The organism is Serratia sp. NFX21, assembly GCF_048517035.1.
Lineage (GTDB): Bacteria > Pseudomonadota > Gammaproteobacteria > Enterobacterales > Enterobacteriaceae > Serratia > Serratia quinivorans.
Genome location: NZ_CP183196.1, coordinates 4,984,445 through 5,009,185, shown reverse-complemented (window position 1 = coordinate 5,009,185; position 24,741 = coordinate 4,984,445). Strand labels below are relative to the sequence as shown.

31 protein-coding genes and 1 pseudogene are annotated in these 24,741 nt (G+C 53.3%); 29 read left to right on the top strand and 3 right to left on the bottom strand.

The genetic code is table 11. The features are described 5' to 3' along the window. The first annotated feature begins 7 nt into the window (after positions 1-7). Positions 8-208 carry a hypothetical protein gene (locus tag ACNT1W_RS23410; protein WP_419246223.1) on the top strand — a complete coding sequence of 67 codons (201 nt, stop codon included), beginning with the start codon at positions 8-10 and terminating at the stop codon, positions 206-208. Between the two features lie 70 nt (positions 209-278). On the opposite strand, the gene ACNT1W_RS23405 is transcribed toward ACNT1W_RS23410, so the two are convergent. Further along, positions 279-707 (bottom strand): hypothetical protein, encoded by a 429-nt coding sequence (locus ACNT1W_RS23405; RefSeq protein WP_419246222.1) that lies wholly within the window; start codon positions 705-707, stop codon positions 279-281. On the opposite strand from ACNT1W_RS23405, the gene ACNT1W_RS23400 reads away from it, so the two are divergent. The 3 genes from ACNT1W_RS23400 to ACNT1W_RS23390 all read left to right on the top strand — a co-directional run bounded on the left by ACNT1W_RS23400 (position 706) and on the right by ACNT1W_RS23390 (position 2,682). Continuing rightward, positions 706-888 carry a hypothetical protein gene (locus ACNT1W_RS23400; protein WP_419246221.1) on the top strand — a complete coding sequence of 61 codons (183 nt, stop codon included), beginning with the start codon at positions 706-708 and terminating at the stop codon, positions 886-888. The genes ACNT1W_RS23405 and ACNT1W_RS23400 overlap by 2 nt on opposite strands. Before the next feature lie 262 nt (positions 889-1,150). Then, entirely contained in the window at positions 1,151-1,966 is an 816-nt protein-coding gene (locus tag ACNT1W_RS23395; protein WP_419246220.1) for a hypothetical protein, read from the top strand. A gap of 2 nt (positions 1,967-1,968) precedes the next feature. Further along, positions 1,969-2,682, top strand: a complete 714-nt coding sequence (locus ACNT1W_RS23390; RefSeq protein WP_419246219.1) for a hypothetical protein — start codon at positions 1,969-1,971, stop codon at positions 2,680-2,682. Between the two features lie 88 nt (positions 2,683-2,770). On the opposite strand, the gene ACNT1W_RS23385 is transcribed toward ACNT1W_RS23390, so the two are convergent. Beyond that, positions 2,771-3,796: a phage portal protein gene (locus ACNT1W_RS23385; protein ID WP_419246218.1), complete on the bottom strand. Its 1,026-nt coding sequence runs from the start codon at positions 3,794-3,796 to the stop codon at positions 2,771-2,773. Continuing rightward, complete coding sequence (locus ACNT1W_RS23380; protein ID WP_419246217.1) at positions 3,796-5,568, bottom strand: terminase ATPase subunit family protein; 1,773 nt, start codon at positions 5,566-5,568, stop codon at positions 3,796-3,798. Before ACNT1W_RS23380 ends, ACNT1W_RS23385 begins: the two co-directional genes overlap by 1 nt. 142 nt (positions 5,569-5,710) lie before the next feature. On the opposite strand from ACNT1W_RS23380, the gene ACNT1W_RS23375 reads away from it, so the two are divergent. From ACNT1W_RS23375 to ACNT1W_RS23255, 25 genes and pseudogenes are all read left to right on the top strand, one after another. Then, a complete protein-coding gene (locus ACNT1W_RS23375; RefSeq protein ID WP_419246216.1) occupies positions 5,711-6,526 on the top strand; it encodes a GPO family capsid scaffolding protein in 816 nt (271 codons plus the stop codon). 42 nt (positions 6,527-6,568) lie between these two features. After that, positions 6,569-7,756 (top strand): phage major capsid protein, P2 family, encoded by a 1,188-nt coding sequence (locus tag ACNT1W_RS23370; RefSeq protein WP_419246215.1) that lies wholly within the window; start codon positions 6,569-6,571, stop codon positions 7,754-7,756. 2 nt (positions 7,757-7,758) lie between these two features. Beyond that, positions 7,759-8,418 carry a terminase endonuclease subunit gene (locus ACNT1W_RS23365; protein ID WP_419246214.1) on the top strand — a complete coding sequence of 220 codons (660 nt, stop codon included), beginning with the start codon at positions 7,759-7,761 and terminating at the stop codon, positions 8,416-8,418. A gap of 92 nt (positions 8,419-8,510) precedes the next feature. Continuing rightward, a complete protein-coding gene (locus tag ACNT1W_RS23360; RefSeq protein ID WP_419246213.1) occupies positions 8,511-8,996 on the top strand; it encodes a head completion/stabilization protein in 486 nt (161 codons plus the stop codon). After that, a complete protein-coding gene (locus ACNT1W_RS23355; RefSeq protein ID WP_419246212.1) occupies positions 8,996-9,199 on the top strand; it encodes a tail protein X in 204 nt (67 codons plus the stop codon). Before ACNT1W_RS23360 ends, ACNT1W_RS23355 begins: the two co-directional genes overlap by 1 nt. 2 nt (positions 9,200-9,201) lie before the next feature. Next, positions 9,202-9,411, top strand: a complete 210-nt coding sequence (locus ACNT1W_RS23350) for an HP1 family phage holin (RefSeq protein WP_017894084.1) — start codon at positions 9,202-9,204, stop codon at positions 9,409-9,411. Then, positions 9,395-9,907 carry a lysozyme gene (locus ACNT1W_RS23345; RefSeq protein WP_419246211.1) on the top strand — a complete coding sequence of 171 codons (513 nt, stop codon included), beginning with the start codon at positions 9,395-9,397 and terminating at the stop codon, positions 9,905-9,907. The genes ACNT1W_RS23350 and ACNT1W_RS23345 overlap by 17 nt, the downstream gene beginning before the upstream one ends. Continuing rightward, complete coding sequence (lysB, locus tag ACNT1W_RS23340; protein ID WP_419246210.1) at positions 9,904-10,332, top strand: Rz-like lysis system protein LysB; 429 nt, start codon at positions 9,904-9,906, stop codon at positions 10,330-10,332. The genes ACNT1W_RS23345 and lysB overlap by 4 nt, the downstream gene beginning before the upstream one ends. Continuing rightward, positions 10,223-10,456, top strand: a complete 234-nt coding sequence (lysC, locus tag ACNT1W_RS23335) for an Rz1-like lysis system protein LysC (protein WP_419246209.1) — start codon at positions 10,223-10,225, stop codon at positions 10,454-10,456. The genes lysB and lysC overlap by 110 nt, the downstream gene beginning before the upstream one ends. Next, on the top strand, positions 10,428-10,904 hold the full coding sequence (locus ACNT1W_RS23330) for a phage tail protein (RefSeq protein WP_419246208.1): 477 nt from the start codon (positions 10,428-10,430) through the stop codon (positions 10,902-10,904). Before lysC ends, ACNT1W_RS23330 begins: the two co-directional genes overlap by 29 nt. After that, positions 10,891-11,340, top strand: a complete 450-nt coding sequence (locus tag ACNT1W_RS23325) for a phage virion morphogenesis protein (RefSeq protein ID WP_419246207.1) — start codon at positions 10,891-10,893, stop codon at positions 11,338-11,340. Before ACNT1W_RS23330 ends, ACNT1W_RS23325 begins: the two co-directional genes overlap by 14 nt. A gap of 32 nt (positions 11,341-11,372) precedes the next feature. Next, complete coding sequence (locus ACNT1W_RS23320; RefSeq protein WP_419246206.1) at positions 11,373-12,380, top strand: hypothetical protein; 1,008 nt, start codon at positions 11,373-11,375, stop codon at positions 12,378-12,380. Positions 12,381-12,475: 95 nt separating this feature from the next. Beyond that, a complete protein-coding gene (locus ACNT1W_RS23315; protein ID WP_419246205.1) occupies positions 12,476-13,105 on the top strand; it encodes a phage baseplate assembly protein V in 630 nt (209 codons plus the stop codon). Further along, a complete protein-coding gene (locus ACNT1W_RS23310; protein ID WP_261409930.1) occupies positions 13,102-13,452 on the top strand; it encodes a GPW/gp25 family protein in 351 nt (116 codons plus the stop codon). The genes ACNT1W_RS23315 and ACNT1W_RS23310 overlap by 4 nt, the downstream gene beginning before the upstream one ends. A gap of 3 nt (positions 13,453-13,455) precedes the next feature. Then, on the top strand, positions 13,456-14,364 hold the full coding sequence (locus ACNT1W_RS23305) for a baseplate assembly protein (RefSeq protein ID WP_419246204.1): 909 nt from the start codon (positions 13,456-13,458) through the stop codon (positions 14,362-14,364). Then, a pseudogene (locus ACNT1W_RS23300) lies at positions 14,354-14,916 on the top strand (phage tail protein I). The gene ACNT1W_RS23305 and the pseudogene ACNT1W_RS23300 overlap by 11 nt, the downstream one beginning before the upstream one ends. A gap of 9 nt (positions 14,917-14,925) precedes the next feature. Beyond that, positions 14,926-17,232, top strand: a complete 2,307-nt coding sequence (locus tag ACNT1W_RS23295) for a phage tail protein (protein ID WP_419246203.1) — start codon at positions 14,926-14,928, stop codon at positions 17,230-17,232. Positions 17,233-17,235: 3 nt separating this feature from the next. Then, the gene (locus ACNT1W_RS23290; RefSeq protein ID WP_419246202.1) at positions 17,236-17,781 is read left to right on the top strand and encodes a tail fiber assembly protein; all 546 of its coding nucleotides are present in this window, start codon (positions 17,236-17,238) and stop codon (positions 17,779-17,781) included. A gap of 284 nt (positions 17,782-18,065) precedes the next feature. Further along, on the top strand, positions 18,066-19,235 hold the full coding sequence (locus ACNT1W_RS23285; RefSeq protein ID WP_419246201.1) for a phage tail sheath protein: 1,170 nt from the start codon (positions 18,066-18,068) through the stop codon (positions 19,233-19,235). Positions 19,236-19,249: 14 nt separating this feature from the next. Then, entirely contained in the window at positions 19,250-19,759 is a 510-nt protein-coding gene (locus ACNT1W_RS23280; RefSeq protein ID WP_419246200.1) for a phage major tail tube protein, read from the top strand. Positions 19,760-19,815: 56 nt separating this feature from the next. Next, positions 19,816-20,097, top strand: coding sequence for a phage tail assembly protein (locus ACNT1W_RS23275; protein ID WP_017894070.1), 282 nt, complete (start codon positions 19,816-19,818; stop codon positions 20,095-20,097). 32 nt (positions 20,098-20,129) lie between these two features. Next, positions 20,130-20,252 carry a GpE family phage tail protein gene (locus tag ACNT1W_RS23270; protein ID WP_261096036.1) on the top strand — a complete coding sequence of 41 codons (123 nt, stop codon included), beginning with the start codon at positions 20,130-20,132 and terminating at the stop codon, positions 20,250-20,252. Then, on the top strand, positions 20,245-23,022 hold the full coding sequence (locus ACNT1W_RS23265) for a phage tail tape measure protein (protein ID WP_419246199.1): 2,778 nt from the start codon (positions 20,245-20,247) through the stop codon (positions 23,020-23,022). The genes ACNT1W_RS23270 and ACNT1W_RS23265 overlap by 8 nt, the downstream gene beginning before the upstream one ends. A gap of 4 nt (positions 23,023-23,026) precedes the next feature. Then, a complete protein-coding gene (locus tag ACNT1W_RS23260) occupies positions 23,027-23,512 on the top strand; it encodes a phage tail protein (protein WP_419246198.1) in 486 nt (161 codons plus the stop codon). Then, positions 23,509-24,657, top strand: coding sequence for a phage late control D family protein (locus ACNT1W_RS23255; RefSeq protein WP_419246197.1), 1,149 nt, complete (start codon positions 23,509-23,511; stop codon positions 24,655-24,657). The genes ACNT1W_RS23260 and ACNT1W_RS23255 overlap by 4 nt, the downstream gene beginning before the upstream one ends. Positions 24,658-24,741: the final 84 nt, after the last annotated feature.

The window sequence follows — 24,741 nt, the reverse complement described above, 5'->3', positions numbered from 1 at the left end:
GAACAGGGTGCATTTACCAGCAGTGGAAGAAATGGTTGTTTTGGAACGTATTGAACTCATCGCCCGTCTGGGGGTTTGCTATGAGAGCCAAGAGAAGGATAAAGACATTGCGTTGATATGGATTTCAGAACTGGCAGGGGAGATGAAAACTAACATCGCTCCAGAGAAAGCTGAGGTGATCAAGCAGCTAGCTAATATTACCGTATGAGACGATGTTTAGAGGCTGTTTGAGATGGAGGATAGCCATGCTATATCAGCATGGCTGATTGGCAATGTAGCTATTGAGTTAGTACATTGATCCCGAGAGTAAGAAGGTTGGTGACTGCTCCGGCCAGAACTCCAGGGGTTCCTTCCTTCACTGCGCTCATAATACGTTCCCCCATTGTTTCATCTCCTCCTAATGCCGCAGGTTTCATGTTGAGCGCGACCATTGCCTTTTCGGTTAGGCGTATATTCGAAAAGCCATCCTGTCCGCTATTCAGGATTATGTACCCATTTTCCTCCAAGAATTTGAATGTGCCTTCGACGACACTACGAAGCTCCATCGCGGCCTTGGCTTCTGGCGAGTTAATGTTACTCCAGTAGTCATCAGGCAGTTTCGCATCAAATTTCTCATAGGAAATGTACTGAGGCACTGGGAATGTGGAGAGAAGAGTGGTGAAAATCTCTGCAGTGAATTTATTAAATGAATCGAGGTTATCAGACATGAACAAATCCCTTTCAAGTGGTCAACAATGGGCGCGACAGATGGCATATTTTGCCCGTGTGAAAGACCTTAGCTCAAGAGAAATCGAGGAGCGCACTGATAATTTGGTTACGTGTAGTGAAACAGCAGAACTTAGTGCCGTAATTAAAGTATTGCTAACTGAATTATTAGCACGAGATTAAAGTCATTAACATTATTGCCCCATGCATGCATTAGGTGCATTAATTTGCATGATGATCCAGGGTGAGTTTTAGCCCCGCCGCGCCAGCACGGGCGCGGATCGCGACGGATCATGCGCGTGCATGAAAAGTGACACACAAAGCGGGCAGGCGAGGCGGGGATAGCATTGCGCGCAAGCTCAATAAATCGCAAATATTATGTTGAAATTAATGGGAGAGGCAGGTTAAATCATAGAGTGGAGATAACAATAACAGGTGAGTTAAATTGAACATAAATTTTGATATAGTTATCAAAAGTGGAACTAATGATGTAGACATGGATTACGGTTTGAAAACCTTATCCGGTACATCTCGGGTTGTATCAACTCTCGCTGAAGCAATTCTGAAAGAAGAAGTCTCAGAGCGACGGACTAGTCTTAATGATGTTCGTACCCAATTGAAACAAAGCTTTAAAAGTTCGTATGGGCAAAACTTTTGTATTGAAGTAATTGAGCCTTTATTGAAAAGAAAGTTAAGACGTATTGGCAACGATGTTTTTTGTGAGGTCATGTCATTTTACATAGCAGAGTCTTTATTCCTCCAGCCCGATGCTCTTAGTCCAATGGCACAAGAAGTAGTTGATGGCCTAGAAAATATTGAGGATAAGTTGTTGGATGTTTTAAGACGTGGTTTAGTTGACATGCATAAGATAACTTCCATGAGTAGCTTTAATGTAGAACTCAATCATAAACCAAGAGGGAATCGGAAGTGTATTGCTATTTTAACCCCTAAAACTGCACAGCATATTACTGAAACTGCTGAGGGAGTTAAAGAGTATGAAATAGTCGCTATATTTACTAGGTTTAATTCAATGACTGGGAATGGGCGTTTAATTGTTAAAGGTGATGATAAAACAACAGCGTTTGGATTAGCTAAAGGACTAAAGTATGTCCCCTTAGAGTTTAAGAAGAAAATCACTGCAAACCTACATAGTAATAATGGGCTAAATAAGGACCACTGGAACTACATTACATTAAAAGTAAAAGATTTAAAATTGGCCAGTGGTGAGGTTGTTAAATACTTCATTAATGAGATCGTTTAGAAATGAAAAGAATAGTGTGTATTGGATTTTTATTTATCATTTTAGTGGTTTTATGCTACTACTTTAATTTTGGTATGGAAAATAAAATATCTAATAGCACGGAGGTCTGGGGACAGTTTGGTGATTATCTTGGTGGAGTAATAAATCCCGTATTAACGTTTCTATCAATAGTCTTATTAGTTAAAACTATTAACCTACAAAGGGAAGCTAATATAAGCATTCTGGCAGAAAACAAACGGCAAGAAAAGCTTGATTATCTCAAGAATTTTGAGGTGAGATTTTATAATTTGATTGATTCTCAGCGTTCTTCATTTATGGATTTCAAATTAAAATCTATCAAAGGAATGGATGAGTTTAGAAAAACATCGGAAGCGGTAGCTCTATTGGAGGAAATAGTTTTCACATGCAATGAAAAAAGAATGAGTGCTGGTGATATTGAGAAAGAAATTGATAGGGTTGATGATTCCGATGCTATATATTCCACAGTGAGGCGCTTTTATCTTTTAGTTAAGTTGATTGACGATAAGTTAAGTCATGAAGATAAGGTTGAGTATTATGAGGTTCTAGTAAACTTAACTGATTATCCATTGATAAGGCTTTTGGTGTTATCAACCTGTATTTATAATTGGGCAAGTATTTCATATATAGAATCTAGTGGGATATTGAAATCCCCAGAACTCTTGGCATACAAAAATAACTTCATAATCAGTAGTTGATAGGAGCTTAATTCTATTGTTAGTCATGGTGATAACTCGATGTTTAAAATAAAATGCCGCCAACGTATTGACGGCACTTATAATAATCTTATTCATCAGGTAATTTGTATGGCGAGAAACGGATCACCTCTTCACCTATCCAGTTGTTGACCTCTTTCATTCGTTCTTGCAGTGGCGTTAGCTCGTTACGTACAAACACCTGCGCGGCTTTTTTCACATCCCCGAACCCACCAGAGTTATCAGGGATAATGCCCATCATCTGCGGCGGCACCCTGTGGGCGCTTAACAGATCATCCCGGCTGGCTTTTTTAATGTTGAAAAAGTCGTCTTTGGTGGCGACTTCACTCAATGGGATAATTTTAATGCCGTCCGGTTTACCGTTTGGCGCTGACATGAACACGTTTCGGAAATTGCCGGTGCCTTTAGTCTGCGAGAGTTCACGTTTTAAGGCATTCATATCACTGGCGCTAATTGATGCGTCGGTTGCATAGAGGATATAGCCAGCGTGAGCGCCGTTTTTATAGTATTTCAGGCGGAACAATGTCGCCGATTCATTCAGCCAAGCTGAGTTTAGTGCGCTGAGGTATTCCGGCAGGCCATACAATTCTTGGTTGATATCCGGTTCAATCAGATGAAACACACTGCCCGGCGCGAACGGGTGCGCCTCTTTCCAGCCCTGCACAAACCAGTAAACGTCACGTTTAACACCACGGCGCGTGTATTTAGCGGGCGAACATTTCAGGTGTAACGGCTTGCCTATCTGGTTTTTACGCTGTTCTAAATAAGCATTACCGAACACCAGATAATCCAGCGCGTAACGGCTAAATTCCTGCTGGCTTAACAGCCTGTGCGGGATGAATGTTGACGCTAAGATATTGCGCTTAACGTACATCGGCGAGCTGTGGTGAACGGCGGCCCGCACGCTGCGTGCCAACCCGTCGAAGCTGATCGGCGGCTCGTACCATTTGCCGTTACCGGTGCATTCGATGTAATCCAGAATTTCCCGCTTATCCAGCACGGCGGACGGCTCACCAAATGAGAAGGCTTCAAAGCCCTGCTCTTGCACCGCAGGGGCCGGGGAAGTTAATGCCTTGCGGCCTTTACGCTTACTCATCAGAAAAACTCCAAAATGTTAGGCTTACTCAGGCCGCTGCCTGCGGTGAGCGGTTCGTTTAACAGGGCGTGCATGATTGCCCACGCGACATCGGCGTGGCTGGCTTCTTCGCTGCGGCTGGCGGTATAGGTGGAGCGTGCGCCACTGGCGGTCATGGTCTTGCGGATCGCCATAAAGGCGGCGGTGATATCGGTGTGGCTGGTGTCGTATTCCAGACAGCCGCGCCCGATGGTGTCTTTTGCCTTCAGCACCATGGCGGTTTTGATTTCAGGGGTGTATTTGATTTCTCTCGCTGCCGGGAAGAATTCGCGCACTAACTGGAAAACACCTTGCCCGACGGTGGTCGCATCAATACCGATGTATTCCACGCAATATTTTTCCGTGAGGTCGGCGATTTTCTGGGCCTGATCGGCAAAGTTCATGCCTTGCCACTGGTGGCGCTCAAGCACGCGGAATTTGCCACCGGCCACCATAGGCGGCGCGATCACCGCGCACCCGGCGCTGTCGCCGCCGTTGGCCTCTGACGGATCGTAACCAATCCACACCGGGCGATAGCCGAACGGCCGCACGGCGTAGGGGTTGACGTCCTCCCACTCTTCCAGCGTGTCGACCATGCAGCTCTGCAACTCCGCGAACGGGAACACAGACGCGGTATCGTCCACGAATTCGCACATCAGCAAGTTTTGATACTCTGAGGGTGCGTATTCGAGAGACAACTGATTGAGGTCAAACAGGTTACAGCCGCCGGTCAGCGCATCTTCTACCGTGACAATCTGCCGCCACTGTCCATCTCCACACAGCACGCCTTTGGCAAGGTGACGGTGACTGAGGTCGAGCTGAATATGGTCATTCTTGCTGCGGCGACCCTTGTTGAACAGTTCACCCGACCAGAACGGGTAAGCGGAGTGCGCCAGACTCGACGGCGTGGAAAAGTAGGTGGTGCGCCATTTCTTGTGCAGTGACATCCCGCTGGCGACTTTGCGCAGCTCCTGAAATTTCGGGATCCAAAAATATTCATCCAGATAGAGGTTGCCGGTGTAGCTCTGCGCGGTACGCACGTTGGTGCCGAGAAAAATCAGGCGCGCCCCGTTCGGTAACACCATGGGATCGCCTTTCAGGTCAACGTCGACCAACCGGGCAAAGTCAATGATGTAGTTGCGGAAGACATGTGCCTGCGCCTTACTGGCTGACAGGAAAATCTGATTGCGGCCGGTGGTCAGCGCATCCATTAACGCTTCACGGGCAAAATAGAAGGTTGCCCCGATCTGGCGTGATTTCAGGATATTGCGGATGCGGTGTTGCAGTCCCGCGCAGTGCCAGCCGCGTTGATATTCGAAACAATCCCCCAGAAAAATATCGTTAAGCTTGGCAATGGCCGCTTCACTGAACAGGTTACGCTCGACGGGCTTACGTTCGCCTTTGTTACGGTTGGCGACATTTGGGTTTAAATCCGCCTCGTTGCCGCTCATGGAATAGCGATTGACCCGCGCCAGCCGCTCAATCTGGCGGCCGAGCAGGTCAATTTCTTTGAAGTCGATCCCCTCCTTTTTCGTTTTCATGATGAGCTGAATTAACCGCGCTTCCATGCTTTGTTCCACGCGGGAAATGGGCGCGATATCGTCCCATTTGTCGCGCAGCTTCCAGCTCTGCACGGTCGGTGCCTTGGCGTTCAGCGTTTCCGCAATTTGGCGCACAGAGAAGCCCTGCCAGTAGAGCAAGGCAGCTTGTCGGCGCGGATCGCTGATGATGGTTGTCGTCGGTGTCGTGTTCATGCTGCAAAGGCTACGGAAGCCCGATGCAACTCGCCTTAAGTCCCTGTTGTGCCTTAGATCTTCCAACCGCAACGCGTTGAGACGCGACGCCATTCCCCTGAAACTAGCTCCGAACCCAACCACCACAACCGGAGCCGTTTACATGGCAAAGAAAGTTTCTAAGTTTTTCCGCATCGGCGTTGAAGGCGACACCGTTGACGGCCGCGAGATCGGCGCGACGGATATTCAACAAATGGCCGCGAGCTACAGCCCGAAGGTGTTCGGTGCTCGCATCAACATGGAACACATCAAGGGGATTCTGCCGGATGGCTATTTCCGCCGTTACGGCGGTGTGGTTGAGCTGAAAGCCGAGAAAATCGACGAGCCGGGCGAACCGCTGTTACACGGCAAATGGGCGCTGTATGCCAGTCTTGACCCAACCGCCGATCTGGTGTCGATGGTCGGCGCAGGCCAAAAGGTTTTCACCTCAATGGAGATCCGCCGCGACTTTGCCAAGACCGGCAAATCCTACCTGATCGGGCTGGCCGTTACCGATGACCCGGCCAGCCTTGGCACTGACATGCTGGAATTCAACCGCCGCCATGAAAACATCGAGTTTTCCGCACCGCTGGCAGTCCATTTTGATTTTGAGCCAGCCGCTGACCCGGAATCCTCATTCTCTGCCCGTATTAAGGCGATGTTTACCCGCAAACAGGCTGGCGATGATGTGCGATTTGCTGAGATGGAAACTGCAGTGATGACCGTGGCCGAGCAACTGCAGGAGGCGGAAGCGCGTTATACCCAGACCACTGACGCCCTCAATGAAGTGATTACCGATTTCAGACAGCAGCTGGAAACCGGCAACAGCGCTTTCAGTGAGCTGAAAACACAGCTTTCGAACACCGAGAGCTTTAGCCAGCCGACACGGCCAGACGCCACCGGCGGCAATGGTGCACAGGACGTGATGACCGATTGCTAAGCCAGTAACACCCGATAAAACCGAATAAAAACAGGAATAAAAATGCGCAAGCAAACTCGTTTTAAATTTAATGCTTTTATGTCCCGCATTGCCGAGCTAAACGGCATCGATACCGGCGATCTGGATAAAAAATTCAGCGTAGAGCCGTCTGTCACGCAGACCATCATGACCCGCGTACAGGATTCCTCCACGTTCCTGACCCGCATCAATATCTTGCCGGTGCGGGAGATGAAAGGGGAAAAAATCGGGATGGATGTTACTGGCACTATTGCCAGCACCACCGACACCGCAGGCGGTGATGAGCGCGAAACCGCCGACTTCGCTACGCTGGATGCCGAGGGCTATTTCTGCCAGCAGGTGAACTACGATTTCCACATCCGCTATAACACCCTTGACCTGTGGGCGCGTTATCAGGACTTCCAGACCCGCTTACGTGATGCGATTGTGAAACGTCAGGCATTAGACCGCATCATGATCGGCTTTAACGGCACGCACCGTGCGAAAACCTCCAACCGCGTCAAGTTCCCGCTGCTGCAGGATATTGCGCCGGGCTGGCTGCAGAAATACCGCGAGAACGCGCCGAGCCGTGTGATGGATAAAATTGTGGGTGAGGACGGCAGTGTGCTGTCTGACAAAATCTGCGTGGGTGCCGGTGGCAATTACGCCAATCTCGACGCGCTGGTGATGGATGCCACCAATAACCTGATTGCGCCGTGGTATCAGGAAGATCCGGAACTGGTGGTGATCTGCGGTCGCCAATTGCTGGCTGACAAATATTTCCCGCTGGTCAATCAGGAACAGCCGAACACGGAAGCAATGGCCGCTGACCTGATTATTAGCCAGAAGCGCATCGGCAACCTGCCTGCCGTGCGCGTGCCTTATTTCCCGGCAGATGCACTGCTGATCACCCGCATGGATAATCTGTCAATTTACTGGCAGGAAGATACGCACCGCCGTCATATGGTGGAAAACTCGAAGCGTGACCGCATCGAAAACTACGAATCCGTCAACGAGGATTACGTGGTGGAAGATTACGCCTGCGGTTGTCTGGTGGAGAACATCAAGCTTTTAGCTGTAGAGCCAAAAAAAGATGATATCGCCGAGTTGGCCGGTGCCATCGTCGAGGCTGTCAAAGTTGCCAGCGCGCCAGCGGAGCCTGTCGCTGATGCTGAGGTGAAAGGCACCGATGACGCGCCGATAGACGACAAAGCGGCAAAAGGCGGTAAGTAACCATGACCAGCCCTGCCCGCCGTCACCTTCTGCGCCAGTCTGCGGTCGAGGCCGCGCAGCGGAAAAATGACCCGCTGCGCCATGCCAACGGCTACGAACTGATGATGCTTAAACTCTATGAAGATAAGCGAAAACTCAAGCAGATACGCTCGCAAGAGCGTAAAGCCGAACTCAAGCGCCAACTGCTGCCGGACTATGCCCCATGGGTGGCCGGAGTGCTGGCGGAAGGTAACGGTGCACAGGATGCCATTCTGATGACGGTCATGGTCTGGCGACTGGATGCCGGGGATATCCCCGGCGCACTGGACATTGCCCGCTACGCGTTGCGCTACAAGTTGGCACCGCCGGGCAATTTCACCCGCTCCACGCCGTACCTCATCGCAGAAGACGTCGCCGAGTCTGCCACCCGTGCCCATGAGGCCGGGGAGGCAGTCAATATTGACCACCTTACACAGACGATGGAACTCACCGACGCAGAAGATATGCCAGACCAAGTGCGCGCCAAGCTGCACAAAATCACCGGGTACGTTTTGCGCGAAACGGGCAGGGCTGAACTGGCGTTAAACCACCTGAAACGTGCGTTGCAGTTGCATAACGGCTGCGGCGTCAAAAAGGACATTGAACGGCTGGAGCGGGCGATCCGTACCGCCGCCAGCCGCTAACAGAACGCGCCCCGCGCCGGGCGGCACGATGGCCGCGACAGGTTTCACCTCATCAACGCCGTCGTCCACCGCCCCCTATTTTTTGAGGTCATATGAGCACCGTCATTATAAAACCACGCCCGGACGCGCCAGCCCCGCGCCCGGAGGATGAGCCGATCATTAAAAACGTCTTTTTCTTCCCGGATATCACCCCGGCAGACGTGCGCGACGTGATGCGTATTGAAGGCACCATCACCGCTCCACGGCTACGGCTGGCGATTAAAAGTGCGCTGGCGGAAGTCAACGCCGAGCTGTTCACCTACCGCCGTGACCAGATGGCCGACGGCTATCAGCGGCTGGATGATGTCCCCGCCGACGAACTCGACGGCGAAAGCATCCGGGTAAGTGAATACCGCAACGCGGTCAGCACCATGACCACCGCCATTTTGTCGGAACAATACCGCAGCATGGACACCACCGGCACCGGCGGGCGCAAAGCGGATGTTGTCGAGGCGTCCATTGATGAACTGTGGCGCTCGGCTCGTAACGCGATCAGCAATGTGGCCGACCGCACCCACTGCATCATCGGGTTGCTGTAATGAAAATCTACGCCCTGCAGGGCGACACCGTTGACGCGATTTGTTGGCGCTATTACGGGCGCACGCAGGGCGTAGTTGAACAGGTTTACTCACTCAATGAGGGATTGGCCGATGCCGGGTCGATTTTGCCCCACGGCCAACCGGTCGAGCTGCCGGACGCGACCGCCGCGCCGCAGCGTGAAACCGTCAATTTATGGGATTAACAATGGAGCGAATTACCTCATTTTTAGCCTACGCGGTGGCGATTTTCCTCGCGTGGATCGGCAAGTATTCGCCGCAGGATATTGCCTTTATGGTCGGGGCTGCCGTGGGCGTCGGTACCTTTCTTGTTAACTGGTACTACCGCCGAAAAAGCTATCAGTTACTGAACAAATTGGGTGTTAGCCGGAGGGTATACGATGAACTCAATCGCTAAACGTTGCACCGTGGCCGCCGTGCTGGCGCTGGCTGCTTTGCTGCCGCAATACAACACCCTGCACACCTCGGAGGCCGGATTGCGGTTGCTGGCTGATTTTGAAGGCTGTCGGCTTTCCCCTTACCAGTGCAGCGCGAACGTGTGGACGAGCGGCATCGGTCACACCGCTGGGGTTGTGCCGGGCAAGGTCATTAGCGAACGCCAAGCCGCCGTCAATCTGGTCGCTGATGTTTACCGGGTAGAGCGTGACCTCGGCCGCTGTATGCCGGTCACGATGCCGCAACCGGTTTATGACGCGGTAGTGTCCTTTGCCTTTAACGTCGGCGTGACGGCGGCGTGTGGCTCCACACTGGCCGGTTTCATCAAGCAACTACACTGGCGCAGTGCCTGCGAGCAGTTATCGAGCTGGGTGTATGTCAACGGGATTAAAAACAGAGGACTGGAGCGCCGCAGGGGGGCAGAAATGGCCTACTGCCTGACAGGGGTTGACCAATGAATCGCACCGCCGCGCTGTTACTGGTGTTAGCGCTTGTCGTCGCCGGTTGGTTGAAATGGCAGGTTATCGCCCTGGGTGATCGGCTGGATGTTGCCAAGTTGGAAAACGGCAGGATATCGACGGCGCTGACCGACACCCGCACGGCGATCACCACGTTGCAGGCAGCGGCCGGCCAATTGTCGCAGGAAGAGAAAAGCCTACGGAATGACCTCAACAATGCGCACCGGCTGGCGCTGATCCGCGAACAAAAAATACAGAGATTACTCAATGAAAACCAAATTCTACGCGATTGGTTCAACACTCCTTTGCCTGCTGATGTTGCAAGGCTGCACCAGCGCCCCGGCTTCACCGGCACCGCAGATTATCTACATTGGCTGTCAGGCGGTGAACCCGTGCCAAATACCGGCCAGCGACCCGAAGAATAACGGCGATCTGAGCGCCGATATTCGCCAGCTTGAAAACGCCTTGGCGGCCTGCGCGGTGCAGGTCGATGCCATCAAAACCTGTCAGGAGAAACACCATGTTAAAACCGCAACAGCTCCGCGCTGAGCTGGCAAGCTGTATGCAATGGTTGCAGCGCAACCCCGAAAATCTGCAGGTAAGGGTACAAGGTGGAAGCATTGCCGCCACGCTTGCCACCTCACTGTCGCATGAGTACAGCTACACGCTGAATCTGTTGTTTCTGGATTACACCGGCGATCTGGATTTAATCGTGGTGCCGATACAGGCGTGGCTACGGGAAAACCAACCGGACATTATGGCCACAGCAGAAAAACGCCGCACCGGCTTTACCTTTGCCACCGATTTTAATAACGACGGTTCGTATGATTTCAGCGTGTCGTTGCAGTTGACTGAGCGTGTGGTGGTCAAAGAACAGGACGGCGGCGCTCTGCACGTTAAGCATCTGCCGGAGCCGCCATTGCCGGAAAACGTCACGCGCCCGCTGCAGCTTTTTGTACACGGTGAATTAGTGAGTGAGTGGAATGAACGAGCTTAGCCCCTTTGACACCCGTTTGGCCGGGCTGATTACCGCGCTGTCGCCGCAGTCCCGCAAGTCGTTGGCCATCGTCGTGTCCAAGCGTTTACGCGCCAGCCAACAGCAAAGCATCAAGCGCCAGCAGGCACCGGACGGCACGCCGTATGCGCCGCGTAAAACGCCATTGCGCAATACAAAGCGCCTGCGCGATCGGGCGATGTTCTCCAAGTTGCGCACCGCGCGTTACATGAAAGCCAAGGGCAGCGGCGACGAGGCTGTAGTGGAGTTTGTCGGGCGAGTTAAGCGCATGGCTAATGTGCACCATTACGGCCTGCGTGACCGGCCAACACCGCACAGCACTGATGTGAAATATGAAGCGCGTCCGCTGCTGGGATTCAGCCCGGCAGACGTCAAAATGATTGAAAGTATGCTAGTTAATTACTTGAAAATGATATAGTTGTTGTAATTAAAACTCCGGTGGAGACAAACGTGCTCAGTTTAATTTTATTGATAATGATAATAACTTTCCCGTTGCTTATTCCCATGTTCTTTGTGGCGATTTTTTTTGGTGGAGGTGGTGGGCTATCAAATAAGTTAAAAAAAGCTCTGACTTTACATGCTGATAAAGGGCTCTCTGAACAGGGCTTACTCTGGCTTTCAATTTTCACCCCCCTCATGTATGCAATTTTTTTTGGCATTATAGTATGGAGTGGGCATTCTATATTGTTAACTGAGGATGGATTGAGTAACTTTGTAAGAATAAGTGCTTTTCCATTGGCATTGATATCTCTATCTTTACCACTTTCTATTTTAGTGTCTCGATTACATTCAACAAAGCAAACAGCTGAACAAATAAAAATAACAAGGGCGAAGAATAATATAGATCTTTTCAATTCACATAGGAAAGATTTATTCTCCTATTTCTCTCAAATAGGTGAGGTTAATTATTTGGATTGCATACAGGCAAAATACAAGCTACATCCAAAGATACATAAGATTTTTTTCAAGGGAACGCCGTTGTTGGGTACGCCGGTTTTTTGCAGTGAGGCATTTGAAGATATAGAAAGTGAATTGAGTGTGGCTAGACAGCATCTTCATTCAATAATTACAAATGCCAACCCTAGCATAACTTATAGTTTATACATTGCTAACTTCTCTCCTGCGATATACAGACTGAGTTTAAAGCTTGGGATCCCAGAAATATATATTGATCTGGCAGATAAAAGTGTGTCAGTACCATTTGATATCAAAGGTGGTGGTAGAGATAAGTTTCTGACGGCAGGCAGAACAACAGATGAGGCGATAGCAGCCTTTAGGTATATAAGAAATTTTTTCAGTAACCTTTGTGACTTTGCAGGGTATGAGGAGAAATATACAACCTCAGAATCAATTAAGTATATTGATGAGGGGCTTTCTTATAGAGTAAAAATCGAGCCTCCTATAATAGAAAGCATTCATCTTATTAATATCCCCGTAGGTAATGTAACTAGTAAGTAGTTTTTACTAGCTCTCATTGATTGTAATTTGTTGTGCCTCAGGTTGTCCAACCTCCTCGCATTGCCGCCGCCCTCGCTGGGCGGCATCCTTTCAGCATGAATAATCAATCCGACATTACGCGCCTGCTGCGCAATCTGATCCGCATTGGCACCGTGAACGCCGTCGACCTTGAGCGCGGTCTTTGCCGAGTCAATACCGGCGGTAACCTTACTGACTGGCTTCACTGGATGACCTGCCGGGCGGGCCGTGCCCGTGTGTGGTGGGCACCGTCAGAGGGTGAACAGGTGTTAGTGCTTTCGCTGGGTGGCGAATTGGATACTGCCTTTGTGCTGTCCGGTATCTTTTCCGATAACTTCCCGGCCCCGTCGGCGTCGGCGGATGCGCTGCATATTACTTTCCCTGATGGCGCGGTGATGGAGTATGAACCGGCCAGCGGTGCGCTGAGTGTGACCGGCATTAAAACCGCGAATGTGCAGGCGGCTGAGTCGATCACTGCCAGTACCAAAATGTTGATGGTCAAGGCTGACAAAATCATCCTTGATGCCCCGGAGGTGGTCTGCACCAACAAGTTGACCACCGGCACGCTGGAAGTGAAAAACGGCGGGAAGATGACCGGCAGCATTGAGCACAGCGGCGGCAGCATCACGTCTAACGGCGTGGTAGTGCATACCCATACCCACGGCGGCGTCCAGAACGGCGGCGGCAGCACGGATAAACCGTCATGAACAGCGCGAAATACCTCGGTATGAACCGCGACACCGGCCGCGCATTGGTGGATATCGAACACATCCGCCAGTCTGTGGCCGACATTCTGATCACGCCGCAGGGTTCACGGCCCATGCGCCGGGCTTATGGCTCGTTGCTGTCCGAGCTGCTCGACCAGCCGCAGAATGACACGCTGCGCCTGCAAATCATGGCCGCCTGTTACAGCGCGATTCTGGCATGGGAACCCCGCGTAAAGCTGACCGGCATCACTTTTAACACCACCTACGACGGCAAGATGGTGATCGACATCACCGGCACACGCACCGATACCCCCGGCGCGTTGTCGCTGTCTATTCCTGTGAGCTGAACTATGGCAACGATAAATTTAAGCCTTCTTCCCGCGCCGACAGTCGTTGAAACGCTGGACTATGAGGCACTGCTGGCCGAGCGCAAAGCCACGTTGATTTCACTCTATCCCGAGGCGGAGCGCGAGGCCATCAGCCGCACGTTGGCGCTGGAGTCGGAGCCGATCGTGAAGCTGTTGCAGGAAAATGCCTATCGTGAAGTGATTCTGCGCCAGCGCATCAACGATGCCGCCAAGGCGGTGATGCTGGCTTATGCCACCGGGGCCGACCTTGACCAGCTCGGCGCGAATTTTAACACCCCGCGTCTGGTGATCATTCCGGCGGATGTAACTACTATCCCGCCAACACCGGCGCTCATGGAGTCGGACGACGATTATCGGTTACGCCTGCAGGATGCCTTTGAAGGCATGAGTACCGCCGGTTCGGCAGGCTCTTACCGCTTTCATGCCCGTTCTGCTGATGGCCGGGTGGCCGATGTGACGGCCATTAGCCCGTCACCGGCCTGTATCACCGTCACGGTGTTGTCACGTGATGACGATGGCACCGCACCCGCTGAGTTGTTGGCAACGGTGAATACTGCCCTGAATGATGAGGATGTGCGCCCGGTCGGCGATCGGGTGGTGGTGCAGTCGGCCAAGATTACCCGCTATGCCATTGAAGCCACGCTGTATCTACACCCCGGCCCGGAGGTTGCGCCGATCCTCACCGCTGCCAATGCAAGGCTACGCAATTACGTGGAGGGTGTGCGCCGGTTGGGGCGCAGTATCCGGCGCTCCAGCATGAACGCCGCGTTGACTGTGGAAGGTGTTGAGCATGTAGACATCATCAAACCGGCGGCCGATATCGTGCTGGATAAGACGCAGGCGGGCTATTGCACCGGCTTCACCATTACACCGGGGCGTGCTGATGAATAACCGATTATTGCCGGTCGGTTCTTCCCCGCTGGAGGTTGCAGCCGCCACGGCCTGTGCCGAGCTGGAGTTGCAGCCGCCACGGCCTGTGCCGAGCTGGAGCGGATGCCGGTACCGCTGCGCGAATTGTGGAACCCGGCGCGTTGTCCGGTGCATTTATTGCCCTATCTGGCGTGGGCATTTTCCGTTGACCGCTGGGATGAGGCATGGCCGGAAGAGGTAAAGCGCGGCGTGGTAGCAGCGGCGTTTTTCATCCACCGCCATAAAGGCACCATCGGTGCCGTGCGTCGCGTGGTTGAGCCGCTGGGCTACCTGATTAACGTTACCGAATGGTTTCACGGTAACGATCCGCCCGGCACCTTTCGGCTGGATATTGGCGTGTTAGAAACCGGCATCACGGAAGACATGTATTTAGAAATGGAGCGGTTGATCGCCGATGCCAAACCCCTGAGCCGCCACCTGATTGGCCTCAACATTCTGCAGGACATTCCCGGCCTGATTTACGTCGGCGCGGCCGTCGTGGACGGCGATGTCATCACCGTTTACCCCGGATAAGAGGAAATTATGAGCAAGTATAAAGCGATTATTACCACCGCCGGGGCGGCCAAGATTGCCGCCGCGTCGGCGGGCGGTACCCAGTTAAAAATCACCCGTATGGCCGTCGGCGACGGTAACGGCAGCTTACCCACCCCGAACCCGGCACAGACCAAACTGATCAATGAGAAATACCGGGCCACCCTCAACGGGCTGACCATTGATAAAACGCTGAAAAATCATATCGTGGCGGAGCTGATTGTCCCGGCGAGCGTCGGCGGATTCTGGTTGCGTGAAATGGGGCTGTATGATGATTTCGGCACGCTGATTGCGGTCAGTAATATGGCCGAGAGCTACAAACCCAAGCTGGAGGAAGGCAGCGGCCGCACGCAGACGCTGCGCATGATCCTGATTGTCAGCAGCACCGAAGCCATTAGCGTGATTGCCGGGGGCGATACTGTGCTGGCTACTAAGGATTTTGTCGCAGACGCCATCAAAGACCATGAGAAAACCCGTAACCACCCGGACGCCAGCACCACCGCGAAAGGTCTGGTGCAACTGAGCAGTGCGACAACCAGCGCAGACGAAACAAAAGCCGCCACGCCGAAGGCCATTAAGGCCGTTAACGATGCCAGCGCCAAAAAGTCCGCCAATCTGTCCGACCTGACCGACAAGTCCGCCGCACGCGGTAATCTGGCGCTAGGTAGCGCAGCGACGAAAAACGTCGGTGTTGAGGGTGGGCAAGTGATGGCCGTCGGCGCGTTTGGGCTGGGTATGGGATCGCGTCACCGTGATGATGCTTATTGCAATCAGGGGGAAATTTTTCGCGTAAACAATACGTCAGCGAATGCACCGGGTAACGGCGTATATGGGGTGATTTCTTTGCCATGTGATGGCGGCCCTTCTACCGGATATGTTGGAGTTTCTAACAGCGGTGCGGGCTTCTTGGGCGGCTCAAACTCCACGAACGGCATTAAATGGGGCCGTATTTACACCACGGATTACAAGCCTACGGCGGCCGATGTCGGGGCATTGACCGATGCGCAGGCGGTGCAGAAGTTTGCCTTGCGCTCCATCAAGGTTAACGGCAAGCCATTGTCCGGTGATGTTAATCTGTTGGCGGCTGACGTTAATGCGTGGAATAAAACCGAGTCGGATGGCCGTTATGTGAAACGGACGGGCGACACGATGGCCGGGACGTTGGTCATTGATGGCGCAACGGTGCTACCTACGCAACCATTGCGAGCGGCTACCGACGTCCCGGCGCTCTGGAAGCAGGGGATCAGCATTTCAACGCTGGAGTTTGACGATAAAAATACCAGTAGTTATCCCGCGCAACCTTATTCGACGTTAGTCAATTTGAGTGCGACTGAGCATCGCGGGATTCAATTATTATCTGAAAAGGCGACGAATAATTTTTGGTTACGGTCAGCGGATGCTAAAAAATACTCTGATTTTGTAAAGCTCTATCACACCAGTAATAAACCAACGGCTGCGGATGTGGGGGCGTTAACGGATGCACAAGCCGCGCAGAAATACGCCCTGCGATCGTACAAGGTCAACGGTAAACCACTATCAGGCGACATCAATCTGTTGGCGGGGGACGTTAACGCCTGGAATAAATCAGAGGCAGACGGGCGTTATTTAATGAAGTCCGGCGGCCAATTGACCGGTACAGTAAAAACTTCCGCTGAAATTCAATCAACATCAACCGATAATTATCGTATTGTCGGTGGTGATTACGGAGCATTCTGGCGTAACGATGGCAGCAGCATCTACTTAATGCTTACTAATGCTAAAGACCAGTACGGCACTTGGAATAGCCTTAGACCGTTCAGAGTGGATGTAAAATCAGGTCAGGCGACATTTGCACATGCGGTAGGGATGAATAATAACCTTACTGTAAATGGCACCATTCGCGCTGATAAAAGTGTATCGATTGGCGAAGATTTATGGGTTGACCGTGGTGCTAATGTTGCAGGCAGTTTGAAAGTGGGGAATACGACTTATCAAACAGATGGAAATATTAATGGGACTGCATGGAACGGGTATTTAAGCAATTGGTTAAACGACAACATTAACGGTAGGGTTGATTGGGGAACCTTTAATCGTGAAGTCGGTGCGCGGGCAACCGTAGACTGGGTTAATCAAAACTTTATTCAAAACGTTAGGTATAGCGCGGAAACGCAGCATGGTGCTACAGGTATCTATACCTATCACGAAAACACCGTACTAACGGGATTCAATAACTGGGACGGCGATTATTCTGCCGAAGAGTTGTTCTGGAGTTATATCCAGATTTATAAAAATGGACAATGGATCACTATAGGTCGATAAATTATGAAGGATATTAAAGGGTTTAAACTTAGTTCGCCAAAGACACCAGAGCAACTTAAATTAAGTAACCAGCATAATGCGTTATTTCTTTTTTCCGAAGATGGTTTTGAATGGTATAGCTGTCAGCAGGGTTTTGCGGCCGATACAATTAAAATTGCCTACGATGATAAAGGCATTATCCGCAGTATCGCAGCCAATAAAGATGTTTCTACGTTGTGGCCTGCCGGGATGAATGTTGCGGAGGTTGCTGATACCACGGCAAACCGCCGGGCGGATATTTCGGGTAACTGGGTGTTTGATGGGAAGAAAATCGACAAGCGGATTTACACACCGGCAGAACATCAAGAGCAAGCCCGAGTAAAGCAGCGTGCCCTTATTGCAGCCGCTGCCAAGATGATCGCACCGTTGCAGGATGCGGTTGATTTGGGTATCGCGAATACTACCGAAATAGCTCAACTGGAAAGCTGGAAAAGATACCGTGTGATGCACCATCGCCTTGATATCGCAGCAGCACCGGATGTTGACTGGCCGCCAGCCCCAGACGCCTAAGAAAAGAGCCCGCATCGTAATGAGTGCGGGCTTTATACTTTGCGGCTTTCCCTGATGTTGCCGCGTCTTGTTTATTGACCATACCCCGCCCGGCTAATTTCCGTCCAATTGATTGCATAGATCAATACGCTGATATTGATCGGCGAAAACGATCGGTTTCCCTCAAATTACTTTCCCGGCAGGCTCTGCCTGTTGTCTGGTCTGCCTTCCATCACCCACCGCGTGCGGCGTGCCGTGCCGGGCGGCATCATGTTTGCACCAACCCACCACGGAGCAAGCTATACATGGCTGACTATCATCATGGCGTGCGTGTTGTCGAAATCAACGACGGCACCCGCGTTATTTCCACTGTCTCGACGGCTATCGTCGGTATGGTCTGTACGGCGGAGGATGCCGACGCGGCAACATTCCCGCTTAACGTCCCGGTGTTAATCACCGACGTACTGGCCGCCTCCGGCAAGGCCGGTAAAAAAGGGACGCTGGCGGCCGCACTGCTGGCGATTGCCGACCAGTCAAAACCGGTGACAGTGGTTGTGCGTGTTGCCGAAGGCAAAGACGCCAAAGAAACCACCTCCAATATTATCGGCGGCGCGAACGCCGAGGGCCGCTATACCGGCATGAAAGCGCTGTTATCTGCACAGGCGGAGCTGGGTGTTAAACCGCGCATTCTCGGCGTGCCGGGCCATGACACGCTGGAAGTGGCGACCGCATTAGCCACTATCTGCCAGCAGTTGCGTGCATTCGGCTATGTCAGTGCCTACGGCTGCAAAACGGTACAGGAGGCGATTAAGTACCGCGCCAATTTCAGTCAGCGTGAGCTGATGATTGTCTGGCCGGATTTTGTGAGCTGGAACACCACCACCAACAAAAGCGATATTGCCTACGCCACCGCCCGTGCGTTGGGCCTGCGTGCCAAAATCGACACGGAAACCGGGTGGCACAAAACCCTGTCTAACGTCGGCGTTAATGGGGTGAGCGGTATCACGGCCAGCGTGTTCTGGGACTTACAGGCACCCGGTACCGATGCCGATTTGTTAAACCAAGCTTGTGTCACCACCCTGATCCGCAAAGACGGCTTTAAATTCTGGGGTTCCCGCACCTGTTCTGACGATCCGCTGTTCCTGTTTGAAAACTACACCCGCACCGCGCAGGTGCTGGCGGACACCATGGCCGAAGCGCACCTGTGGGCGGTTGACCGTCCGGTTACGCCGACGCTTGTCCGCGACATGATTGATGGCATCAAAGCCAAATTCCGTGAGCTGAAATCCGCCGGGCTGATTATTGACGGGGATTGTTGGTATGACGCCAGCGCCAACGACAAAGAAACCCTGAAAGCGGGCAAGCTGTTTATCGATTACGACTATACGCCAGTGCCACCGCTGGAAGATTTAACCCTGCGCCAGCGCATCACTGACCGCTATCTGGCGACGTTCGCCGCGTCCGTGAACCGTTAAGGAGAGGATGAATTATGGCTCTGCCTAAAAAACTGAAATACCTGAACCTGTTCAACGACGGTTTTAACTACATGGGTATCGTGTCATCGCTGACGCTGCCGAAACTCACCCGCAAGCTGGAGAAATACCGGGGCGGCGGGATGAATGGCGCGGCCCCAGTTGATATGGGGCTGGACGATGACGCGCTGGCCGTTGAGTGGGCGATGGGCGGCATTGATGAACTGGTGCTCAAGCAATGGGGCGCAGTTGATGCGGTACCGTTACGCTTTGCCGGTTCCTTCCAGCGTGATGACACCGGCGAGGTGTCTGCCGTGGAGGTGGTCATGCGTGGCCGCCACAAAGAAATCGACTTTGGTGAATACAAGCAGGGCGAGGACACCGAAACCAAGGTATCTACCGAATGTACCTATTTTAAGCTGACCGTGGACGGCAAAGAGCTAATCGAGGTCGACACCGTGAACATGGTCGAAAAAGTCGACGGTGTTGACCGTCTGGCCGAACACCGCAAGGCCATCGGCCTGTAAACCTGCGCCAGCCCGCCGGGCTGGCCTGTTCCCTGATTCAAGAGAGAAAAACTACCATGAACGAAGCTAAAGAAAACGTCATCACCCTCGATACCCCGATCACCCGTGGTGAAACCACCATTACCGAAGTGCAGGTAATTAAGCCCACGGCAGGCGCACTGCGCGGCGTCGGTCTGGCAGCCGTAGCGAATGCGGACGTTGATGCGTTGCTGGTGATCCTGCCGCGTGTCACGTTCCCGAGCCTGACCAAAGAAGAATGTGCTCGGTTGGAACTGTCGGACTTGGTGGCGCTGGCCGGGCAGGTTGTCGGTTTTTTGTCGCCGAAGTCGGCGGAGTAGAAATTGACGCCCGGCTGGGCGTTGATGATCTGATGGCGGACATTGCGGTGATATTCCACTGGCCGCCGTCTGAAATGGTCAGTATGACGCTCACAGAGCTGTTGAACTGGCGTCATAAAGCCCTGCAACGCAGCGGAGTGAATCACGATGAGTAAAAGCCTGCAGCTTCAGGTCTTGCTGAAGGCCGTAGACCAAGCCACCCGCCCGCTAAAGAGTATCCAACAGGCCAGTAAGCGGCTTTCCGGTGACATCAAAACCACCCAACAAACCCTCAAAGCACTGGACGCACAGGCCGCCCGGATTGAGGGTTTTCGTAAGCAACAGGCACAGCTTGCTGTCACCGGGCAAGCGCTAAAAAGTGCCAAGGCGGAAGCGGCGGCACTGGCCCTCCAATTCAAGGCCACGGAAAAACCCACGGCACAGCAGGCGCGATTGCTGGCAGCCTCCAAACGCGCCGCTGCCGAGCTGCAAACAAAATACAATGGATTGCGCCAGTCCGTGCAGCGCCAGCGCAATGCGCTCAATGCGGACGGTATCGCCACCAAAAAACTGAGCGCCGAGCAACGCCGGTTAAAAGCCAGCGCCAGCGGGGCCACCGCCGCACTCAATCGTCAACGTGCGGAGCTGGAGCGCCTGAGTAAAAAACAGGAATCCCTGAGCCGCATTAAACAGCGGGCGCAGGCCGGTAAAGCATTGGGGGCAACCGTTCGCAACCAAAGCGCTGTTGGGCTGGGTGTCGCTACCGCCGGGTTGTATGCAGAAAGCCGCTTTATGGCACCGGGCGTGCAATTCGATAAGCAGATGTCAGACACGCAGGCCACCTTAGGGCTGGCGAAAAGCGACAAACAACTGACGGCTATTCGCCAGCAGGCGCGGGACATCGGGGCCACAACGGCATTTTCACCGACGGACGTCGCCCGCACGCAATCAGTATTGGCGAAATCCGGCTTTAACGGTGATGCCATTCTGAAATCGACCGAATCCACGGTGAACTTGGCGTTGGCCTCCGATCTGGATATTGCCGACGCGGCGGACATCATCACCAATATGCAATCGGCGTTTAACATGCCGATAGACGAGATCCAGCGCGTTGCGGATGTGATGACCAAGGGCTTTACCAGTTCAAACAGCAACCTGATGGATTTTGGCGAGGCGATGAAGTACGTCGCTCCGATTGCCGAGGCGGCCGGGGCCAGTATTGAGGACACCACCGCACTGCTGGGCGTACTGGCCGATAACGGCATCAAGGGCAGCATGGCCGGGACGGCGACGAGTGCCATGTTTACCCGGCTGCAAGCGCCGGTCGGGCAGGCGCAGGATGCGCTGTCAGAACTGGGGGTGAAAACCAAAGACGGCAAAGGCAACATGCTGCCGATCGAAGGCATCCTAAAGAAAATCGACCGTTCGTTTAAAAAGAACAAACTCGGCACCGCGCAGCAGGCTGAATACCTGAAAGTCATTTTCGGCGAGGAGGCGATGAAAGGCGCTATCAAGCTGATTGCGGCGGCAGGCAACGGCAAGCTGGGTGCGAAAAAGCAGACGGTGACGGACTCCAAGGGGGCGACAGAGCACATCGCCAAGACGAAAACGGATAACCTCGACGGCGACTTAAAAAACATGTCATCGGCCTTTGAGGATATTCAGATTGAGGTCTTTGATAAGCAAGATTCTGGCCTGCGTAAGCTTACCCAAAGCGCGACTAAATGGCTCGGCGTTGCCGGGCAGTGGGCAAAGGAAAACCCGGAACTGTCCGGCACGCTGTTTAAGCTGGCGCTGGGCCTTACTGCCGCGATAGGTGGCATGGCTGTTCTGGGCTTTTTGGCCGGGCCGGTGATCACCGGATTTAGCCTGCTGATGGGGCCGACGTTGGGGCTAACCAAAGGGCTGTTTAAGCTGGGCAAGATTGCCACCAAGTTTTCGTTTAAGGGTATTACTGCTGCCGCGCGTGGGCTTAGCACCGTAATGAAGTTTACCGGCGGTGCGGTCGGGCGTTCTTTGCTGACCATGGGCGGCGGTATGCTGAAATTGATGTCCATCGTCGGGCGCGTGTCGTTTGTCGGTCTGGTCAAAAGTCTGCGTTTTGTGGGCACGGCGGTGATGTGGTTGGGGCGGATCATGATGGCTAACCCGATTCTGGCCGTGATCAGCTTGGTAGCCATGGGGGCGATTTACATCTGGCAGAACTGGGAAACGCTGGGGCCAAAATTTCAAGCCGTCTGGGAGACGGTCAAGAGTGCCACCCTGGGGGCTTGGGATGGCATCACCACGGCGACGTCGGAAGCATGGGAACGTGTCAAACAGTCAACCAAGGCGGCATGGGAAGGGCTTAAAACGTGGCTGGGCGGGCAATGGGATGGCCTTGTGGGGTCGGCTAAAGCCTTGCCGGGCAAGTTCAAAGAAGCCGGGATGAACATGATTAACGGCATCATTGACGGTATCAGCGAACGCTGGCAAGCCCTGAAAGACAAGTTTAGCGGCCTTACCGATATGTTGCCGAATTGGATGAAGTTCGGCGGTGGTGACACCGAAGTCAACCCGGCCATTTCTTACAACCGGCCCGCGCCGATGCTGGCACCGGGGCCGGGCTATGCGGGAGCTTTTGACAAAGGCGGCAACATTCCTCGTGGTCAGTTTGGCATTGTGGGCGAACGTGGCCCGGAAGTGGTCGGCGGCCCGGTAAATATCACCGGGCGTCGGAAAACAGCGGCGCTATCGGCTGCCATGCTGTCGTTGTCGACGCCGGTGATGGCATCAGCACCGCCAGCCGCGCCGGTACAGATGGCCCCGGCACCTATCACTATTCAGGTACATGCCGCACCGGGACAGGATGAGCAGGCCATTGCCCGCGAAGTGTCTCGCCAGCTTGCTGCCGAGCAGCGCAAACAAGCGGCTGCCGCACGCAGCCGCATGAATTACGGAGGGTAACGACATGATGTTAACGCTAGGGCTGTTTGTTTTCATGCTGCAAACGCTGCCTTATCAGTCCCTGAACCGCACAGCAGATTATCGCTGGCCGAGCAATGCGCGTGTGGGCCAGCGCCCGGCGGCGCAGTTTTTAGGGCTGGATGATGAAACTATTACCCTGTCCGGCGTATTGCTGCCGGAGATCACCGGCGGCCGCTTTTCGCTGTTAACGTTGCAATTGATGGCGGAGCAGGGGCGGGCGTGGCCGCTGATTGAGGGCAGCGGTACGATTTACGGCATGTTTGTGATCGAGTCTATATCAGAGAGCCACTCGGACTTTTTCGCCGACGGCAGCCCGCGCCGTACCGAGTTCACACTCGATTTAAAACGGGTGGATGAGTCTTTGTCTGCGATGTTCGGCGATCTGCGCCAGCAAGCCGGGGAACTGTACGACAAAGCGGGCGCGATTGCCGGGCAGGCCGCCGGTGCAATGGGAGGGTTATTATCATGATCACGGGTGTTGCTATGCCTGCCGGGGCGTTGATTGCCCCGGACTTCTCTTTATCTCTGCAGGAAAAAGACATCACGCAAAACATTCGCAAACGCCTGATCACTTTGTCGCTGACGGATAACCGGGGCTTTGAGGCTGACCAGCTTGATATTGAGCTGGACGACAGCGACGGCCTGATGGCCATGCCGCAGCGCAATGCGGTGCTTGCGCTGTCACTCGGCTGGAAGGGGGCGGCACTGACGCCAAAGGGGCTATTTACCGTGGATGAGGTAGAGCACCGGGGCACGCCGGACACGTTGACTATCCGCGCCCGGAGTGCGGATTTTCGTGGGTCGCTGAATACCCGCCGCGATGAGTCCTACCATGACACCTCGCTGAGCCATATCGTGCAGAAGGTAGCGGCACGCAATAAGCTCAAAGCCACGATAGCCGCCGGTCTGGGCACTATTAAGGTGAGCCACATCGACCAGACTCAGGAGACGGACGCGGCATTTCTTACCCGGCTAGCGTCGCTCAACGGGGCGGTGGCCGTGGTGAAAAACGGCAGTCTGCTGTTTATGCGACCGGGCAACGGCACTACTGTGAGCGGCAAGCCGCTGCCGGTATTTACCATCACCCGGCAGGATGGCGATCAGCATAGCTTTAGTATTGCCGATCGGGATGCTTATACCGGGGTGACCGCGAGCTGGCTCAACACCAAGCAGCCGAAGCCAAAGAAAGTGAAGCTGCAGCGTAAGCCGAAAGAGCAACATTTACGGGCGCTGCAGCATCCTAAAGCCAAGCCGGCCGCCAGTAAAAAAACGGGTAAACCGGTGGAGGAAAAGAAAGGGGAATATCTGGTGGGGGCCGAGGATAACGTGTTTGTGATCCCCAAGATTTACGCCACTAAGGTTGCCGCCATGCGAGCCGCGCAAGCCAAATGGGAAAAGCTGCAGCGCGGCGCGGCTGAGTTCTCACTGTCGCTCGCTATGGGCCGCGCTAATATCACACCGGAAACGCCAGTACGTGTCAGCGGGTTTAAGGAGGTGATCGACGCACAGGCTTGGATAGTGAGCAAAGCTACGCACAGCCTGAGCAATAGCGGCTTTACCACGGCGCTAGAGTTTGAGGTTTTGCTTACTGATGTGATCTATGATGTTTTGTGAGGTGAATAATTGATTTGTAAATTCGCTTAAAGTTTATTTTGTTTCTGATCGCGGGGGGTATTATCGGCGGCAACAGAGTGATGA